14 protein-coding genes and 1 pseudogene are annotated in these 17,828 nt (G+C 69.9%); 10 read left to right on the top strand and 5 right to left on the bottom strand.

Translation table 11 applies throughout. The features are described 5' to 3' along the window. The first annotated feature begins 30 nt into the window (after positions 1-30). The 4 genes from ACFVT1_RS15715 (at position 31) to ACFVT1_RS15730 (ending at position 6,015) form a co-directional block, all read left to right on the top strand. Complete coding sequence (locus tag ACFVT1_RS15715; protein WP_389795539.1) at positions 31-783, top strand: TIGR03089 family protein; 753 nt, start codon at positions 31-33, stop codon at positions 781-783. Positions 784-964: 181 nt separating this feature from the next. Further along, entirely contained in the window at positions 965-2,236 is a 1,272-nt protein-coding gene (locus tag ACFVT1_RS15720; RefSeq protein WP_389795541.1) for an LCP family protein, read from the top strand. A 223-nt stretch (positions 2,237-2,459) separates the two neighbouring features. Further along, positions 2,460-4,265, top strand: coding sequence for an LCP family protein (locus tag ACFVT1_RS15725; RefSeq protein WP_389795542.1), 1,806 nt, complete (start codon positions 2,460-2,462; stop codon positions 4,263-4,265). A gap of 49 nt (positions 4,266-4,314) precedes the next feature. Then, complete coding sequence (locus ACFVT1_RS15730; RefSeq protein ID WP_389795544.1) at positions 4,315-6,015, top strand: LCP family protein; 1,701 nt, start codon at positions 4,315-4,317, stop codon at positions 6,013-6,015. A 98-nt stretch (positions 6,016-6,113) separates the two neighbouring features. Here the strand turns inward: ACFVT1_RS15730 and ACFVT1_RS15735 are convergent, their stop codons facing one another. Continuing rightward, positions 6,114-7,127: a glycosyltransferase family 2 protein gene (locus ACFVT1_RS15735; protein ID WP_389795545.1), complete on the bottom strand. Its 1,014-nt coding sequence runs from the start codon at positions 7,125-7,127 to the stop codon at positions 6,114-6,116. A gap of 277 nt (positions 7,128-7,404) precedes the next feature. On the opposite strand from ACFVT1_RS15735, the gene ACFVT1_RS15740 reads away from it, so the two are divergent. After that, positions 7,405-8,769, top strand: coding sequence for an LCP family protein (locus tag ACFVT1_RS15740; RefSeq protein ID WP_389795547.1), 1,365 nt, complete (start codon positions 7,405-7,407; stop codon positions 8,767-8,769). A gap of 93 nt (positions 8,770-8,862) precedes the next feature. On the opposite strand, the gene ACFVT1_RS15745 is transcribed toward ACFVT1_RS15740, so the two are convergent. Further along, positions 8,863-9,414 (bottom strand): acyl-CoA thioesterase, encoded by a 552-nt coding sequence (locus ACFVT1_RS15745; RefSeq protein ID WP_389795548.1) that lies wholly within the window; start codon positions 9,412-9,414, stop codon positions 8,863-8,865. Positions 9,415-9,533: 119 nt separating this feature from the next. On the opposite strand from ACFVT1_RS15745, the gene ACFVT1_RS15750 reads away from it, so the two are divergent. After that, positions 9,534-10,817, top strand: a complete 1,284-nt coding sequence (locus ACFVT1_RS15750) for an LCP family protein (protein ID WP_389795550.1) — start codon at positions 9,534-9,536, stop codon at positions 10,815-10,817. Positions 10,818-11,111: 294 nt separating this feature from the next. Here ACFVT1_RS15750 and ACFVT1_RS15755 read toward each other — a convergent pair whose 3' ends face one another. Next, a complete protein-coding gene (locus ACFVT1_RS15755) occupies positions 11,112-12,122 on the bottom strand; it encodes a DUF5954 family protein (RefSeq protein ID WP_389795551.1) in 1,011 nt (336 codons plus the stop codon). A gap of 161 nt (positions 12,123-12,283) precedes the next feature. Here ACFVT1_RS15755 and ACFVT1_RS15760 point away from each other — a divergent pair, with 161 nt between their 5' ends. Further along, entirely contained in the window at positions 12,284-13,021 is a 738-nt protein-coding gene (locus ACFVT1_RS15760; protein ID WP_389795553.1) for an SMI1/KNR4 family protein, read from the top strand. A 568-nt stretch (positions 13,022-13,589) separates the two neighbouring features. Then, positions 13,590-13,679 (top strand): annotated as a pseudogene (locus ACFVT1_RS15765) (ATP-binding protein); the annotation flags it as partial. 232 nt (positions 13,680-13,911) lie between these two features. On the opposite strand, the gene ACFVT1_RS15770 reads toward ACFVT1_RS15765, so the two are convergent. Continuing rightward, positions 13,912-15,069, bottom strand: coding sequence for an acyl-CoA dehydrogenase (locus ACFVT1_RS15770; protein ID WP_389795554.1), 1,158 nt, complete (start codon positions 15,067-15,069; stop codon positions 13,912-13,914). A 198-nt stretch (positions 15,070-15,267) separates the two neighbouring features. Here ACFVT1_RS15770 and ACFVT1_RS15775 point away from each other — a divergent pair, with 198 nt between their 5' ends. Then, a complete protein-coding gene (locus ACFVT1_RS15775) occupies positions 15,268-16,611 on the top strand; it encodes a UDP-glucose dehydrogenase family protein (protein WP_389795555.1) in 1,344 nt (447 codons plus the stop codon). Between the two features lie 23 nt (positions 16,612-16,634). Here ACFVT1_RS15775 and ACFVT1_RS15780 read toward each other — a convergent pair whose 3' ends face one another. Next, positions 16,635-17,237: a CGNR zinc finger domain-containing protein gene (locus ACFVT1_RS15780; RefSeq protein ID WP_389795557.1), complete on the bottom strand. Its 603-nt coding sequence runs from the start codon at positions 17,235-17,237 to the stop codon at positions 16,635-16,637. A 114-nt stretch (positions 17,238-17,351) separates the two neighbouring features. Here ACFVT1_RS15780 and ACFVT1_RS15785 point away from each other — a divergent pair, with 114 nt between their 5' ends. Continuing rightward, positions 17,352-17,714 carry a VOC family protein gene (locus ACFVT1_RS15785; protein WP_389795559.1) on the top strand — a complete coding sequence of 121 codons (363 nt, stop codon included), beginning with the start codon at positions 17,352-17,354 and terminating at the stop codon, positions 17,712-17,714. Positions 17,715-17,828: the final 114 nt, after the last annotated feature.

Here is a 17,828-nt window from a genome sequence, read left to right on the forward strand (position 1 = left end):
GGCCCGGCACCGCCGCGTACCCTTGCGCGGATGAACGCCACCGACCGCACCCCCGCCGACCTGCTGCGTTCCGCACTCGCCGCGGATCCGGCCCGCCCCTTGGTCACTTTCTACGACGACGCCACCGGAGAACGCGTCGAATTGTCGGTGGCCACCTTCGCCAATTGGGTGGCCAAGACCGCCAACCTCCTCCAGGGCGATCTCGCCGCGGAGCCCGGTGACCGGCTCGCCCTTCTGCTGCCCGCGCACTGGCAGTCCGCGGTGTGGCTGCTCGCCTGTTCCTCGGTCGGCGTGATCGCCGATGTGCAGGGCGACCCGGCCGGTGCGGACCTCGTCGTCAGCGGCCCGGACTCGCTGGAGGCGGCGCGCGCCTGCCGCGGCGAGCGGATCGCCCTGGCCCTGCGCCCGCTGGGCGGCAGGTTCCCGCAGCCGCCCGAGGGTTTCGCGGACTACGCGGTCGAGGTGCCGGGCCAGGGCGACCGGTTCGCCCCGTTCGCGCCGGTGGATCCGGACGCTCCCGCGCTGGCGGTGGACGGGGTCGAGCTGACGGCGGCGCACCTGGTGGCGCGGGCCCGCGAGGACGCGGCCGGTCTCGGCCTGACCGCCGGATCGCGACTGCTGACGGGACGTGCGTACGACACCTGGGAGGGCCTGAGCGCGGGGCTGTTCGCACCGCTGGCCGCCGGGGGTTCCGTGGTCCTGTGCCGGCACCTGGGACAGCTGGGCGAGGAAGGTCTCGCGCAGCGCGTCGAGAGTGAACGGGTCACCAACACCGCGGTATGACAAGAGCCCTGAGGCTCACTCGTCCGGCCCACACCGGGTCGAGTCCTCGGGGCTGTGCGTCAACTCCAGTACATCATCGGCGGTACAGACCACTCGGGACACAACCAAGCGTGAGGTTCAGCCGTCTACTCCTGCGACCGGCGGCCCAGCGCGCCGCCGAACGTGAAGGATGGACGCAGACGTGAGCGAAAGCGCCGGCCCGCCGGACGACTCCGACGACTCGGCCGCGGGCGAGGACAGGGCGCGGACCGGGGACGGTTCCGGCGCCGGTCCGGAGCCCCTCGCCGGGCACCGGCACCACTGGCTGCGCTGGGCCGCGCTCGGCGTCTCGCTCGTCGTCCTGGTCGCGGCGGGCGGCGGCTGGTGGCTGTACCGGAAGCTCGAAGGCAACATCCGGACCGACACCTCGGCGGCCGCCGAACTCAAGGTGTACGAGCGGGAGCGGCCCGCCTCCGTGGTGCACGACGCGGAGAACATCCTGCTCATCGGCTCCGACAGCCGGGCCGGCCACAACCGCGAGTACGGGCGTGACGACGGCGGCAGCCAGCGTTCGGACACCACGATCCTGCTCCACCTCGCCGCGGACCGGAAGAGCGCCACCGCGGTGTCCCTGCCACGCGACCTGATGGTGTGGATCCCGGCCTGCCACAAGGCGGACGGTACGGCCACGAAGAAACAATTCGCCCAGTTCAACTGGGCCTTCGAGTTCGGCAGCACCGCCTGCACGACCCGTACGGTCGAGAAGCTCACCGGCGTCCGGATCGACCACCAGATGGTCGTCGACTTCAACGGCTTCAAGGACATGGTCGACGCCGTGCACGGGGTCGAGGTCTGCCTCAAGAAGCCGGTGGACGACCCCGACGCCCACCTCAAGCTCCCCGCCGGGCGCCACAAGCTCAACGGCGAACAGGCACTGGGGTACGTACGCGCCCGCAAGTCCATCGGCAACGGCAGCGACACCGAACGGATGGACCGCCAGCAGCAGTTCCTGGGCGCGCTGGTCAACAAGGTGCAGAGCAACGGCGTCCTGCTCAATCCGACCCGTCTCTACCCGGTGCTGGACGCGGCGACCAAGGCGCTGACCACGGACCCGGGTCTGGACAGCCTCAAGGACCTGTACGAGCTGGTGCGCGGCCTGCGCGACGTACCGACCGACAAGGTGCAGTTCCTGACCGTGCCCCGGCAGCCGTACACCGCCGACCCGAACCGGGACGAACTGGTCCAGCCCGATGCGAACCGGCTCTTCAAGCGGTTGCGCGACGACACCCCCGTCGCCGTGGTCCCCGCGGACCGGCTCAAGGGCGACCGGGGCGACGGGGACGACAACGGGGACGGCAGTGGGAAGAACGACGGGAAAAACAATGCCTCGGCCGATACGCCGGGGGCCTCCGGCCCGAGTCCCACACCGACCTATTCGGGCAACAACGCGGCGGCGGACCTGTGCAAGCAGTAAAGCAATTCCCAAGCAGAAGCCGGTGATCGGCGTGTATTGAGCAGAATGACCAGTTGTAAGGACCGTGGAATTTGTCACGCTCGTCGCCCGACTCGGAACCGGGCCGATAGTGTGACGCGATCCGGTGCTGTCGGCCGCCAGGCCGCGCACTTCTGGAGCGAAAGATCGAGCGCCTGACCGGGGGAGGCGCCTCGCGTGGCACCGACGGAGGACCCAAGCAACCGTGGATGCGCAAAGCCGTGGGCGGGCGGATGAATTCGACCCCGCAGACCAGTGGGTCCTCAACCCGCACACCGGCGATTACGAACTGCGACTGAATAATTCCGGAGGGGATTCGGCCGGTGCTTCCCAGGCATCGGGCCCGCGTATCCCCCGTCGCAGAGAACCGGTCGGCGACGGTGACGGCGAACACGGAAACACGAATCGTGACGGCGGTGGCGAGCGCCGGGACCAGTCCCCTGACGGACGCGGGTCCGGTCGCCGCGGCGAGGTGCCGGGGCAGCGCGGCCGCCGTTCGGCCAATGGCCCGCGCGGTCAGGAGAGTTCCGGTGGCGAGACGGCGGGCCGCCGCAGCCGCAAGGCCCCCAAGGCGCGCCGCAAGAAGGCGCTGCTGTGGACCGGCGGCACGATGGCCTTCGTCCTGGTCGGCCTGTCGGTGGGTGGGTACGCGCTGTACCAGCACTTCAACGGCAACCTGAACACGGTCGACGTGGGCGGGGCCGGCAACAAGAACGTCTTCGACAACGACGCCCCGATCAACATCCTGATCATCGGCACCGACAAGCGCACCGGCAAGGGCAACGAGGGCTACGGCGACAAGGGGAGCGTCGGCCACGCCGACACCAACATCCTCTTCCACGTCTCCGAGGACCGCACCAACGCGACGGCGCTGAGCATCCCCCGCGACCTGATCACCGACATCCCGGAGTGCAAGGTCAAGCAGCCGGACGGCTCGGAGAAGGTCGTCCCGGGCACGCAGAACGTCCGCTTCAACCAGAGCCTCGGCCAGGAGGACCGCAACGCCGGCTGCACCATGGAAACGGTCAAGGAGATCACCGGCCTGAAGGTCGACCACTTCATGATGGTCGACTTCAACGCCGTCAAGGAGCTGTCCACCGCGGTCGGCGGGGTCGAGATCTGCCTGGCCAAGCCGGTCAAAGACCCGGACTCGCACCTGGACCTGCCGGAGGGCAAGCACCGGATCCAGGGCGAGGAGGCCCTGGCGTTCGTACGGACCCGGCACAGCTTCGGCAACCATGGCGACCTGGACCGGATCAAGGTCCAGCAGCAGTTCATCGCCTCGATGATCCGGCAGATGCAGTCCGACTCCACCCTGACCAGCCCGACCAAGCTCTACAAGCTGGCGGACGCGGCGACCAAGGCACTCACCGTCGACACCGGCATCGGCACGGGGAAGAAGCTGGCCTCGCTGGCCCAGGAGCTCAGCAAGGTCAACACCAAGAACATCACCTTCGCCACGGTGCCGGTGCTCGACAACCCGGCCGAGAAGACACCGGTCACCGTCGTACTGAACCCGGCCAAGTCCGACCAGCTGTTCGCCATGATGCGCGACGACACCTCGCTGACCGAGGTGAAGTCAAAGAAGAAGGCCGCGAAGGGCAAGCAGGACGCGCTCCTCAAGGGCTCCAAGGCCGCCGCGGGCGACGTACGCGTCGATGTGTACAACGGCGGCAAGGTCCCGGGAGCCGCGCAGGCGACGGTCACCTGGCTCCAGAACGAGCAGGGTGTGCTCAAGTCCACCAACAAGGCCAACGCCCCGGCGAAGGCCGCGAAGACGACGCTGGAGTACGCGCCGAACCAGGCGGACCAGGCCCGTGCGCTGGCCGCCATGATGGGCCTGCCCGGCTCGGCCATGAAGCAGGGCACCGCAGACGCCGAAGGGCTCCAGGCGATGGTCCTGACCCTGGGGGACGACTTCAAGGGCGCGGGCACTCCCATCACCGGGCCGGCCAAGGTGCCGGCCGACATCCAGCAAGCAAACGCCGACAAGGCAGAGTGCGCCAAGTGACACCGGGTCACTGCGCCAAACCACGAGTCTGAGCAACAGGGGGGTCCTGGTGGGACGGAGCAGTACGCCCGGGGAGGGGACGCGACCACGCGTCCGGCATGCCGGCCAACTCGGCTGGGACGACGGCCTCTACGAGGACGCGCCGGAGAAGGGTCCGGACTCCGGTGCCGACGGCGGTCCGGCCGCGGCGGCGGACGGCGGCCACGGGCAGGGCGGGGCGGCGGACGGCGGCCCCGGGCAGGGCGGGGCGAAGCGGCACGGCAAGACGCGCAAGCGCCGCGTGCTGCGCTGGGTCGCCTCGGTCGTCTCGCTCGTCATAGTCGGCGGCGCCGCCGCCGGATACCTCTACTACGAGCACCTCAACGGGAACCTCAAGAAGGCGGACCTGACGCTCGGCGACAAGAAGATGGCCGACCACAAGGCCAACGCCGCCGGTCAGACCCCGCTGAACATCCTGCTCATCGGTTCGGACGCGCGGGACTCCAAGGCGAACCAGAAGCTCGGCGGGGCCAAGGACACCTTCGGTGCACCGCCCCTCGCGGATGTGCAGATGCTGCTCCATCTCTCCGCGGACCGCAGCAACATGTCGGTGATCAGCATGCCGCGCGACACGCTGCTGAAGATCCCGAAGTGCACCGATCCGAAGACGAAGCACGTCTACCCCGCCACCACGGGCCTGGAGATGACCAACGAGACGCTCGGCCGCGGCGGCCCCGGATGCTCCGTGGCCGCCTGGTACGAGCTCACCGGCATCACCATCGACCACTTCATGATGATCGACTTCTCCGGTGTGGTCTCGATGGCCGACGCGATCGGTGGCGTCCCGGTCTGCGTCAAGGGCAATGTCTACTCCCACACGAGCGCGGGCAAGGGCTCCGGGCTGAAGCTGGAGAAGGGCACCACGAAGGTCAAGGGCAAGCAGGCCCTCCAGTGGCTGCGCACCCGCTACGGCTTCGAGGACGGCACCGACCTCGGCCGCACCCATGCCCAGCACATGTACATGAACTCGATGGTCCGTGAGCTGCGCAAGGGCACCAAGCTCACGGACCCCGGCAAGCTGATGGGTCTCGCCGAGGCGGCGACCGACGCGCTGACGGTCGACAAGGACCTCGACACGGTCAAGAAGCTGTACGACCTCGCGGAGGAGCTCAAGAAGGCGCCCACCAAGCGCATCACCATGACGACGATGCCGAACGTCTACGGGACGGGCGTGAACCGGGAGCGAGTCCTCCCCAAGCCCGGCGAGGCAGAGCAGCTCTTCCAGATGGTCCGCGACGACGTCCCGCTCGACGGCAAGGCGTCCAAGCGCAAGGCCCCGGTCGCCAAGAAGCCCACGGCACCCGTGGCCGAGATCCCGGTCAGCGTCCGCAACGGGACCCGCACCGGCACCGCGTACCCGGTCAAGGGCCGCGCCTCGGCGGTCAAGGAGCTGCTCGCGGGGAAGGGCTTCACCCGCGCCTCGGTCGACGCGCAGAACACCGAAGCGGTGGCACGGACCGGGGTGCTCTTCCCCAGTGTGGACATGCAGGGCAATGCCCAGGCCGTCGCCAAGGCGCTCGGCATCCCGCTGTCGGCGGTGAAGAAGTCGACCGCGGTCTCCGGCATCACGCTGACCGTGGGGGCCGACTGGCGCGAGAGCGGGGACTATCCCGCTCCGAGCGCCGCGGAGAAGACTCCGGAGAGCGCACGCGCCCTGAACGGCGACGACGAAACGGCCTGCATGGACATCCAGCCGGGGTTCGGCTGGTAGCACCGAACCGGGCACGGCACGTTGCGGGGGGCCTTCCGGTACACCGGAGGGCCCCCGCAACGTGCCGTGCCGGCTGCTACACCGTGCTGTGCCGGCTGCTACACCGTGACGGCCGGGCGCCGGCTGGCGATGACCTTCTTCGCCAGCGAGCGCGGGCTGGTCAGGAAGCCGTACCCCCACGACATGTGCATCGTCGCGAGGGCCACCGGGATCTGCGCCCGCGCCTTCAGCGAGAGGCCCCTGCCCGCCGGGAAGGAGCCGGCGACGATCGCCGCGACGTACCCGGCGGGGACGGCGAACGCCCACGGGGTGACGACCGCACCGGCCACGATGCCCGCCGCGATCGCGCAGACGGCGGTCGGCGGCGCCAGGTAGCGCAGGTTGATCGAGCCGGAGTGGTAGCGGGCGACGACGTGCCGCCAGCGGCCGTAGTCCTTGTACTGCTTGGCGAGCGCCCCGACCGAGGGCCGGGGCCGGTACTGCACCTTCAGCTCGGGCGAGAACCAGATCAGACCGCCCGCCTCGCGGATGCGGAAGTTCAGCTCCCAGTCCTGGGCCCGGATGAACTCCACGTTGTAGCCGTCGGCCTTCTCCAGGGCCTCGCGGCGGAAGACGCCGAGATACACCGTCTCCGCCGGACCCGCCTGGCCGCCCGTGTGGAAGGCCGCGTTGCCGACGCCGATCTTTGACGTCATGGCCGCGGCCACGGCGTCCTCCCAGGCGTTCTCGCCCTCGGCGTGCATGATGCCGCCGACGTTCTGTGCGCCCGTCTCCTCCAGGAGGCGGACGGCCGTCGCGATGTAGTTCGGCGAGAGCATGCCGTGGCCGTCGACCCGCACGACTATGGGGTGGCGGGAGGCCTTGATCGCGGCGTTGAGGGCGGCCGGGGTGCGGCCGGTCGGGTTCGGGACGGTGTGCACCCGGGGGTCCTCGCGCACCAGCTCCGCGGCGATCTCGTCCGTACGGTCCGTGGAGGGACCCAGCGCGATCACCACCTCCATCTCACCGGCGTACTCCTGCTCCAGGATGTGCCGGACGGAGTTCCTGAGATGACGTTCCTCATTGAGCACCGGCATGATCACGGAGACGGCGGGGTGCTGCGCGGCAGACATGGTGGTCCTCGGGTGGTCCTCGGGGGCGCCGGGGGTTCGCACCCCACCAGGCGGCGTTATTCGGCCGCCACGTTACCGCGAATGGGGGACACCGGCGCGCGCCGCCGGGTCGTTCACCGGAGTGCAGATCGTATGGACCTACTGTGCGAACGGTCCCCCTTGCACCGCGGAGGTTCCCCCCGTGCCCACGCCGCGCCCCTCCCCCCGTTCACCGCGCTCGCGCGCAGTTCCGCCGCAGCGAAGGTCCAGAAGGCAGGACGAGCGGCCGCACTGGGGCATGCGGGTGGTGACCGGCATCTCCGTGCTGGTGCTCGGGGCCGGCGGGATCGGTCACGCGGTGGTGACCAGCCTGGAGACCGGGATCAACCGGGTCGACCCGTTCAAGGACATGAAGAACCGGCCCCGGGGCGGCCACGGCATGAATCTGCTGCTCGTCGGCACCGACGGCCGCGACCGGATCACCCAGGAGGAGAAGGAGAAGTACCGGCTGGGCGGTGCGCCGTGCAACTGCACCGACACGGTCATGCTGGTGCATCTGTCGGCGGACAAGGAGCGTGCGAGCGTCGTCTCGCTGCCGCGTGACAGCTACGCCGAGGTTCCCGAGCACAAGGACCGGAACACGGGCGAGACGCACTCCGCGCACGCGGTGAAGCTGAACGCCGCCTACGCCGAGGGCGGGCCCGGACTCACCGTGCGGACCGTCGAGCACATGACGGGCGTCAAGATCGACCACTACCTGGAGGTCGACTTCACCAGCTTCATGAAGACGGTGGACACCCTGGGCGGGGTGCAGATCTGCACGGCCCGGCCGTTGAAGGACTCGTACACCGGTCTCGACCTCGCCGCGGGCCCCCATGACCTGGACGGCGGGCAGGCGCTCCAGTACGTACGCTCCCGGCACATCGACGGGGCCGCCGACCTCGGCCGGATGCAGCGCCAGCAGAAGTTCCTCGCCTCACTGATCAAGCAGATGACCCGCAGCGGTGTGCTGCTGAACCCGGTGAAGTTCCAGGACGTCGCCTCGACGACGCTGAGCTCGGTCCGGGCCGACAAGGGGTTCGGTACGGAGCAGATGCTGGAGCTCGGCCAGGCGATGCGCGGCTTCTCCCCCGCCTCGTCCGAGTTCGCCTCCGTGCCGCTGGGGAACGTCGCCTACCCGGTCAAGGGCATCGGTTCCACGGTCAAGTGGGACGAGAAGAAGTCGAAGAAACTCTTCCAGGCGCTGCGCGACGACAAGCCGCTCGCCCCGGTGCGGGCCGGCCGGCCCAAGGCCGTGCAGGTCGATGTCGCCCCGCAGCAGATCCGGGTCCAGGTCTACAACGGGACCCCGAAGGACGGGCTCGGCAAGACGGTCGACGACGCACTGCGTACCACCGGTTTCGACACCACGCGGGCCCCCATGAACGGGGAGCCGCGCGATCTCCGGCACACGCTGATCAGCTACGACCCCCGCTGGGACCAGTCCGCGAAGTCCCTGGCGGGCGCGTTGCCGGGGGCCGAACTGCGGGCGGTGCGGGGGCAGGGCGCCACGATGAGGGTGACGGCGGGCACGGACTTCGAGCAGGTGCGGCAGGTACAGGGCAAGGAGACGAGCCGGGGCGAGTTCGACGCGGTCACGGGCGACCAGGTGGCGTGCCCGTGACCGCCCGCCATCGCGCGTGACCGCCTGTGCCCGCGCCCGCGATCGCCCGTGACCGGGTCCGTGGCCGGGTCCGTGGTCGTGGCCGGGCCGCGCTCAGCCGACGTCGATGCCGTCCGCCACGCGCTTCTCGCGCAGTTCCTTGATCGCGCGGCGCCGGGCGAGGCGGTGGGTGCGGCGGATCTGCGCCTCCTGGTAGCGCCGCTTGTCGCGCTCCGTCTCCGGGATCACCTGCGGTACGGGACGCGGCTTGCCGTCCGCGTCGACCGCGGCGAACACGAGGTACGCGCTGCCGACCTGCTGGGCGGGGGTGGATTCGTTCCATCGCTCCGCCATGACCCGGACGCCGACCTCCATCGAGGAGCGGCCGGTCCAGTTCACCTGGGCGCGGACGTGAACAAGGTCACCCACGCGGACCGGCTCCAGGAAGACCATCTCGTCCATCGAGGCCGTCACCGCGGGTCCGCCGGAGTGCCGGCCCGCCACGGCGCCCGCCGCGTCGTCGACCAGTTTCATGATCACGCCACCGTGCACGGTACCCAGCAGATTGGTGTCGCTGCCGGTCATGATGTGGCTGAGGGTGGTCCGGGAAGCGGCGGTCGGTTTGCCCGGAAGGTCGCCCTCCGGGCGCGGGGCCTGATCTGTCATACCGTCCACCTTATGCGGGGGCTTCCGGCCGACGGCAATGCATCAGCTTCGCAACAGCCCTGATGCGATTTCCCGTACACCCTGTAATAGCAGGGCACCCGGCCTGCACACTGGATCGCATGAACGATAGGCCCGAGGGCTGGACCGACGACAACCGCAGCGGCAATCGCTACGGGCAGGGCAGCGACAGCGACCGGCCCGAGAGCGCCCGCGCGATGCGGCACGTCCAGCGGCGCCCGGCGCCGCCGCAGCAGCGCCCCGCACCGCCCCGGCAGCGCATGCCGGAGTCTGCGCAGTACTCCGGCGGCCACGACGGCGGCCAGTACGGCAGCGGATACAACACGGGCCAGGTCTACGGCGGCGGGGGCAGCGGCCACGGTGGCGGCGGCCGGGGTGACGGCGGTTACGTCCAGGGGCGTCCGGCGCCCGACTGGCGCCGCCGGATCAAGATAGGCGCGCTGTCCCTGGTCGTCGTGGTGCTCGCGGTCTCCATCGGCACGTACTTCTGGGCCGACTCCAAACTCAAGCGCGAGGTGGACCTCTCCAAGGTCATCGAGCGGCCGAAGGCCGGCGACGGCACCAACTACCTGATCGTCGGCTCCGACAGCCGCCAGGGCATGACCGCCGAGGACAAGAAGAAGCTCCACACGGGCTCCGCCGAGGGCAAGCGGACCGACTCGATGATGATCCTGCACGACGGGTCGAACGGGCCGACGCTCGTCTCCCTGCCCCGTGACTCGAACGTCGAGATCCCCTCGTTCAAGGGCTCCGACTCCGGCAAGCTCTACCCGGCCCGCGGCCGCTTCACCAAGCTGAACGCCGCGTACGCCATGGACGGGCCCGAACTGCTGGTCCGCACCGTCGAGTTCAACACCGGGCTGCACATCGACCACTACGTCGAGATCGGCTTCGGCGGCTTCGCCAAGATCGTGGACGCGATCGGCGGGGTGGAGCTGGACATCCCCAAGGGGTTCAAGGACAAGAAGTCCGGCGCCGACTTCAAGGCGGGCACGCAGACGCTGAACGGCGAGCAGTCGCTGGCCTTCGTCCGCACCCGGTACGCGTTCGCCGAGTCGGACCTGGCCCGTACGAAGAACCAGCAGAAGTTCCTCGCGGCGCTGGCGAGCCAGACGGCGACGCCCTCCACGATCCTCAACCCGTTCAAGTTCTACCCGACGATGGGCGCCGGTCTGGACACCCTGATCGTGGACAAGGACATGTCGCTCTGGTCCCTGGGGCAGATGTTCTTCGCCATGAAGGGCGTCACGGGCGGCGACGGCACATCGATGAACATGCCGATCTCGGGCTCCACCGGCGGCAATCTGGTCTGGGACAAGGCCAAGGTCAAGCAGTTGGTGGACCAGCTCAACAACGACGAGAAGGTCACCGTCTCCGGCAACTGACGGCAGACACGGAGCGGGGCCGGGACGGTTCGCCGTCCGGGCCCCGCTTTCCGTGCGGCGGCCCCGGGAAACCCGGCCCGGCCGCGCGGTCTCGGCTCAGCTCGGCCAGGGCGTCCAGCGGACGGCCGACGTGATTGAGCACGAAGTTCGCCACGACGGCGTCGAGCCCGCCGTCCTCGTCCAGTTGTGGAAGCGTGCCGCACCGGACGTCGGCCCCGGGTGCGGCGCGCCGGGTCGGCTCCACCATGCCGGGGTCGGCGCCGGAAGCACGACCGGCCGGATGCCGGCCCGCCGCTATGCGTTGGAACGGACGTTGCCCCACTCGTCCATCGCGGGGTGGATCTGCATGGGCTCCTCGATGTCGGTGTCCGAACGCCGTGGACCCTCCGGGCCCGCGGGCCCGATGCGCATCATGCGCTCGATCCGGACGATCTCGAAGCAACGCCCCCGTACGTTCAGCTCGTTGGGCCGCAGTCGCCGCGTGAACGCCTCCGCCGCCCGCGCGTACACGGCGGCCTCCTCCTCGTCCACCTCACCGAGCAGCGGCACGACCTCCTTCAGGTAGCGGGCCAGTGAGCGCCGGGCGGCCTGCGGGGTGGGGTGCTGGCTCGACGCCATCGACCAGGACTTCTCCTTGCGCTCCATCACCCGGTAGACGACCGGCAGCAGCACCACGCCGGGATGGGTCCGCAACGCCCGTTGCGAATCCGCCAGTACGTCGGGCGGGAAGCGCTCCGAGGTGTACGAGAGCGGCAGCAGGCCCACCCGGTCCAGGCCCTCCGTCAGCCCCACCGCCGCCGCGTGGTCGACGACGAAGCCCTTGGTGGTCGAGGGCGTGCGGTCCTGGACGTCCCAGCCCTCCGAGTCGACGTCCGTGGGCCTGGGCGGCTCCAGACGCCCCCCGCCGGTCCGGGCGAACTCGTCGGCGCGCACGACGCAGTAGCGCGTATCACCGACGGTCAGTTCATTCAGCGGCTCGGTCTCCAGCCGGGCCACCGCGTCCAGCAGGACGCGCCGCTCGCGGGGGTCGTCCGTGTCGTCCTTGGCCTTGAACCAGAGATGGGAGTTCAGCTCGTCGCGCGCGTCCTGCGGATATCCGGTGTCCATGCCGGTCAGCAGCCGCCACCGCGGCCGCTCGCCCCGGCGCTGCTCGGCGATACCGAAGAGCGGCCCGCGGACCACGATCTTCCCGTACGCCCGGGACGAGGCGAACGCGTCCGCCTCGGTGACCAGGGACACCGGGTCGTCCCGGTGCTGCACGTTGATGACGAGGTGATCCGACGGTGCCTGATAGTGATCGCTCATGCACCCAGTGTGCCGAGGTCACGGCAGGAAGGTGCGGGGAATGCGGGAACACGTTTCCCTGGAGCGCGCACCCCTGGAGCGGACGCAGCGAGGGCCGGCCCATCGAGCAACAGGGAGGAGGGCGCGGAACCTTGTCGGCGGCGGTGCCTATAGTCACACGCATGGCACAGGAGTCACAGCCCCCGGGCCTCGCGCTCGACCTCGATGCGCTGAGCGCGGCCGTCGGCGAGCACCCCGACAGACGGGCGGCATGGCGCTTCATCCGCGCCTTCGCCCGCGACTGGGGCCAACGGCCCCTCACCGGGACCGACGGCTGCACCCCCGCCGAACTCGACGCGGCCCAGACCCGGATCGGCCTGCCTCTGCCCGCAGCGCTGCGCGAGGCATACCAACTACTCGGGCAACGCGTGGACCTGACGGACAATCACGATGCATTGCTCGCCCCGCAGGACCTCTACCTCGATGAGGACCGCGGCGTGCTGGTCTTCCGTGTCGAGAACCAGTCCTGCGCCTATTGGGGAATACGCGTCACGGACCTCGACCAGGACGACCCGCCTGTCGTGGCCCGCGCCGATCTCGTCCGGCCCACCGCCGATGACTGGACCGCGTGGCTGGGCCGGGTCAGCGTCGCGTTCATCGAGATCGTGCTTTCCGAGGCCCTGTGCGCCGATGAAGACCTGATGGGATGGGTACCCCTCGGCGACACCGGCCTGCCCGAGGACATCACCGGCACCTTCCAGCGCCTGCCGTTCCCGGAATACCCGACCGGCCAGCAGCCGGGCTCACGCTGGTACGCGCACGACGAGATCATCCTCCGTGACGATCGCCGGACCGCGTTGTTCCGTGCCCGCACGGAGGCGGCCCTTGACCGCTTCGACGGCGAGGACGAGGAGGGCTGACACGAGCCGTCGTACGCGGGCGGGGTGGGCTGCTTGACGTGCCGGGAAGTGGTGGCACTGCCCGCTGCGCGGCCCTGTCCGGGCTGCCGGTCGACACCCAATTCCGCACTGCGGGCACTGGAACGGTTCCGCGGCCTGCAACGCTGCCCCACAAACGAGCTCCTCTGCGCCGAGCGCGGCAGGAGCGTCCCCGGCCACGCACGGCGTGGGGATGGCCGGCGGAGGAGAGGTAGGTGTCGGTGCGAACGTGACAGGTGGTGGGGCCAGTGTCACGTTGGAAAGACACGGGGATCGCCGACCTGGAGAAGGCAGGTCTCACCGCGAACGTGACAGGTCGTGGGGCCAGTGTCACGTTGCACGACACGGGGATCGCCGACCTGGAGAAGGCAGGTCTCACCGCGAACGTGACAGGTCGTGGGGCCAGTGTCACGTTGCACAACGCGGGGGTCGCCGACCTGGAGAAGGCAATTCTCACCGCGAACGTGACACGTGGGAGCCTGAGTGTCACGTTGCGCAGGAGGGGTGCTGCTGCGGGAGGGCGGAGCAGGCCGGGTCCGCCCCCGACCGGCACACGGAGAGTGGACGCGGTCCGCTGATCGTCGAGGCACTCGCCGACCGCTGGGACATCGCCGTCGGACCCGTCCCGCGCAAGACCGTCCCGCGCAAGACCGTCCGGGCCGAGATCGGCCTCGTCCCACGGCCGCTCCACCGGGTCGCGGAAACCCGCGACCCGGTGGACCTTCCCGGTCGCAGCACTGACGTGATGTGTCCCCACGGTTCCCTGCGAGTACGCGACCGCAGTGCGGGCCGCCCTCGTGGAGGGGTGTGGCCGTTCGTGCACTTGCGTGCAGGTCAGCACCCACCCTGGGCGCTGACCTGCGAAAACCCTGCTACGGCAGGTTCCGTGCCATCACAATGCGCTGGACCTGGTTCGTGCCCTCGTAGATCTGCGTGATCTTCGCGTCGCGCATCATCCGCTCCACCGGGTAGTCCCGTGTGTAGCCGTAGCCGCCGAGCAACTGGACCGCGTCGGTGGTGATCTCCATCGCGACGTCGGAGGCGAAGCACTTGGCCGCGGCGCCGAAGAAGGTGAGGTCGCTGTCGAGGCGCTCGGACTTGGCGGCGGCCGAGTAGGTGAGCTGGCGGGCCGCCTCCAGCTTCATGGCCATGTCGGCGAGCATGAACTGGATGCCCTGGAAGTCGGCGATCGGCTTGCCGAACTGCTTGCGCTCCTTGACGTAGCCCTTGGCGTAGTCGAGGGCGCCCTGAGCGATGCCGAGGGCCTGGGCCGCGATGGTGATGCGGGTGTGGTCCAGGGTCTTCATCGCGGTGGCGAAGCCGGTGCCCTCCTCACCGATGATGCGGTCGGCGGGGATACGGACGTTGTCGAAGTAGACCTCGCGGGTCGGAGAGCCCTTGATGCCGAGCTTCTTCTCCGGGGCGCCGAAGGAGACGCCCTCGTCCGACTTCTCGACTACGAACGCCGAGATGCCCTTGGAGCGCTTGGTCGGGTCGGTGACGGCCATGACCGTGTAGTACTCCGAGACGCCCGCGTTGGTGATCCAGCGCTTCACGCCGTTGAGCACCCAGAAGTCGCCGTCGCGCACGGCCCGGGTCTTCATGCCCGCCGCGTCGGAACCCGCGTCGGGCTCGGAGAGACAGTACGAGAACATGCCGTCGCCCTTGGCGAGCGGGCCCAGGTACTTCTTCTTCAGCTCCTCGGAGCCGGAGAGGATCACCGGGAGCGAGCCGAGCTTGTTCACGGCCGGGATGAGGGAGGAGGAGGCGCAGACACGGGCCACCTCCTCGATCACGACGACCGTGGCAAGGGCGTCGGCGCCCGCGCCGCCGTACTCCTCCGGTACGTGCACCGCGTGCAGGTCGGCGGCGGTCAGGGCGTCCAGCGCCTCCTGCGGGAAGCGCGCCTCCTCGTCGACCGCTGCCGCGTGCGGGGCGATCTTCGCCTCGGCGAGCGCACGCACCGTCTCGCGGAGCATCTCGTGCTCCTCGGCCGGACGGTACAGGTCGAAATCGGTCGAACCCGCCAAGACGCTCACTCCCCAAAGAAGCTAACTACCGTTAAGTAACCCAATTTTAGGGCCCGGCTCCCGCAATGGCCTATGCACTGCGTGCGTGAGCTTGGCGACAGGGGTGGGAGAAGCTGCGCAGGCAGCCGGAAACCGGGCTTCCGAGGGCACGACTATGCTCGTTCACCGCACGTCTGTCCGCATCTCCCAGGAGCACCCATGGCCCTCAGGATCACTGTGATCGGCACCGGCTACCTCGGCGCCACCCACGCCGCGGCCATGGCGGAACTGGGCTTCGAAGTGCTCGGCCTCGACATCGTGCCAGAGAAGATCGAGATGCTGGGCGCGGGCCGGGTCCCGATGTACGAGCCGGGCCTGGAGGAACTGCTCCGCAAGCACGTGGACGGCATCGAGGGCGCCACCGGGCGGCTGCGGTTCACCACCTCGTGGGAAGAGGTGGCGGCCTTCGGCGATGTGCACTTCGTCTGCGTGAACACCCCGCAGAAGCACGGCGAGTACGCCTGCGACATGAGCTACGTCGACAGCGCCTTCGAGTCGCTGGCACCGCATCTGACCCGGCCCGCTCTGGTCGTCGGGAAGTCGACCGTGCCGGTGGGCTCGGCAGCCCGGCTCGCGGCGCGGCTGGCGGAGCTGGCGCCGGTGGGGGCGGACGCGGAGCTGGCCTGGAACCCGGAGTTCCTGCGCGAGGGCTTCGCCGTGAAGGACACCCTGCACCCGGACCGGATCGTCGTCGGTGTGACGAGCGAGCGGGCCGAGAAGCTGCTGCGCGAGGTGTACGCGGTGCCGGTCGCCGAGGGTTCGCCGTTCGTGGTGACGGACTTCCCGACCGCCGAACTGGTGAAGACCGCGGCCAATTCCTTCCTGGCCACGAAGATCTCGTTCATCAACGCCATGGCGGAGGTCTGCGAGGCCGCCGACGGCGATGTGAAGAAGCTGGCCGAGGCGATCGGCCACGACGAGCGGATCGGGTCCAAGTTCCTGCGCGCCGGGATCGGCTTCGGCGGCGGCTGCCTCCCCAAGGACATCAGGGCCTTCATGGCGCGCGCCGGTGAGCTGGGCGCGGACCAGGCACTGACCTTCCTCCGCGAGGTCGACTCCATCAACATGCGGCGCCGCGGCCACATGGTGGAACTGGCCCGAGAGGCCGTGGGCGGCGATTCGTTCCTCGGCAGGCGGGTGGCGGTGCTGGGCGCGACGTTCAAGCCGGACTCGGACGACGTACGGGACTCGCCTGCGCTCAACGTGGCCGGGCAGATCCATCTGCAGGGCGGCCAGGTCACCGTCTTCGACCCGAAGGGCATGGACAACGCCCGGCGGCTCTTCCCCACCCTCGGCTACGCGGACTCGGCGCTGGACGCGGTGCGCGGCGCGGATGTGGTGCTGCACCTGACGGAGTGGCGGGAGTTCCGCGAGCTGGACCCGGTGGCGCTGGGCGAGGTCGCCGCGCGCCGGATCATCCTGGACGGCCGCAACGCGCTCGACAGCGGGCTGTGGCGCGGGGCCGGCTGGACGTACCGGGCGATGGGACGCCCGAAGGCCTGACGCGTCCGGGGCCGTGGACGCCCTCAGGCCCTCTTCACACTTTCCGCGCTCTCCGCGCTCTTCACACTTTCCGCGCTCTCCGCGCTCTTCACACTTTCCGCGCTCTCCGCGCTCTCCGCGCTCTTCGCGCGGTAGGTGCGCATCTTGGCGCGGGCGCCGCACACCGACATGGAGCACCAGCGGCGGCGCCCCGCCGGGCTGCGGTCGTAATACACCCATCGGCAGTCCTCGGCTTCGCACGCCTTGAGCCGGAGCCAGGTGCCGTCGGCCGCCGCGGTGGCGATGGCTGCCGCGACACGGACGGTCAGCCCGGCCGGTTCGGCGGCGGGCCGCAGTGCGGCGGCACCCGCCGCGTCCACGGTGACGCGCAGGGGGGCGTCGGCGAGGAGCCGGTCGAGCGGGGGCGCCGCGGAGCCGTCCGGCGGGCGATGACCGGCGTGGGCGAGGCAGGCGGTACGGAGCGCCTCGCGCAGGACGCGGGCGTCCGGAATGTCCGGCTCGGCGAGACCGAAGGCGGCGCGCCCGTCCGCGGTGTCGAGAGTGTCCGCACCGGTCTCGACGTCCAGTGTGTTGACCAGGGCTTCGATCAGGGCGAGTCCACCGGGCGCGGAATCCTTCCCATTCATGGTTGCGACGTTACCTCCGATGGGGCAGCATGCAGTCACGGTTACCGGTTGAGACGGTATAGCGGTAACCGACGGAGCTCGCAGGAGCTCCAAGGACTCGAAGGAGGACATGCCATGGCTGTGGCCGCACTGGGTGCCGTTGTTCTGGACTGCCCCGACCCCGCCGCCCTCGCCGGCTTCTACGCCGGGCTGCTCGGCGGGAAGGTCGAGGATGGCGGTGACGGCTGGGTGGAGCTGACCGGGGCCGAGGGCACGCTCCTCGCGTTCCAGGCCGCGCCCGGTCACGTACCGCCGCGGTGGCCGGGCACGGACGGCTCGCAGCAGTTCCACCTGGACCTGACCGTGCCGGATCTGGACGCGGCGGAGCGGGAGGTGCTCGCGCGAGGTGCGACCGTACTGGACGCGGAGGACCGGAAGCGGACCTTCCGCGTGTACGCGGACCCTGCGGGACATCCGTTCTGTCTGTGTACGGGCTGAAAAACCCGTTCTGTCTGTGCGCGGAGTGAAGAATCTGCCGCGCACGGGCGGACAGAAGTGCGGGGGGGGCCGGGGGGGGGGGCCCCCCACCATAACGTAGAGGGGCACAAACCC

The sequence above is a fragment of the Streptomyces sp. NPDC057963 genome (genome assembly GCF_042887155.1).
Lineage (GTDB): Bacteria > Actinomycetota > Actinomycetes > Streptomycetales > Streptomycetaceae > Streptomyces.

Excerpts from the sequence above, each read along its gene's own strand:
- ACFVT1_RS15715 (WP_389795539.1), top strand. The coding sequence starts at position 31 with ATGAACGCCACCGACCGCACCCCCGCCGACCTGCTGCGTTCCGCACTC.
- ACFVT1_RS15735 (WP_389795545.1), bottom strand. The coding sequence starts at position 7,127 with ATGTCTGCCGCGCAGCACCCCGCCGTCTCCGTGATCATGCCGGTGCTC.
- ACFVT1_RS15740 (WP_389795547.1), top strand. The coding sequence starts at position 7,405 with ATGCGGGTGGTGACCGGCATCTCCGTGCTGGTGCTCGGGGCCGGCGGG.
- ACFVT1_RS15745 (WP_389795548.1), bottom strand. The coding sequence starts at position 9,414 with ATGACAGATCAGGCCCCGCGCCCGGAGGGCGACCTTCCGGGCAAACCG.
- ACFVT1_RS15750 (WP_389795550.1), top strand. The coding sequence starts at position 9,534 with ATGAACGATAGGCCCGAGGGCTGGACCGACGACAACCGCAGCGGCAAT.
- ACFVT1_RS15755 (WP_389795551.1), bottom strand. The coding sequence starts at position 12,122 with ATGAGCGATCACTATCAGGCACCGTCGGATCACCTCGTCATCAACGTG.
- ACFVT1_RS15760 (WP_389795553.1), top strand. The coding sequence starts at position 12,284 with ATGGCACAGGAGTCACAGCCCCCGGGCCTCGCGCTCGACCTCGATGCG.
- ACFVT1_RS15775 (WP_389795555.1), top strand. The coding sequence starts at position 15,268 with ATGGCCCTCAGGATCACTGTGATCGGCACCGGCTACCTCGGCGCCACC.
- ACFVT1_RS15780 (WP_389795557.1), bottom strand. The coding sequence starts at position 17,237 with ATGAATGGGAAGGATTCCGCGCCCGGTGGACTCGCCCTGATCGAAGCC.
- ACFVT1_RS15785 (WP_389795559.1), top strand. The coding sequence starts at position 17,352 with ATGGCTGTGGCCGCACTGGGTGCCGTTGTTCTGGACTGCCCCGACCCC.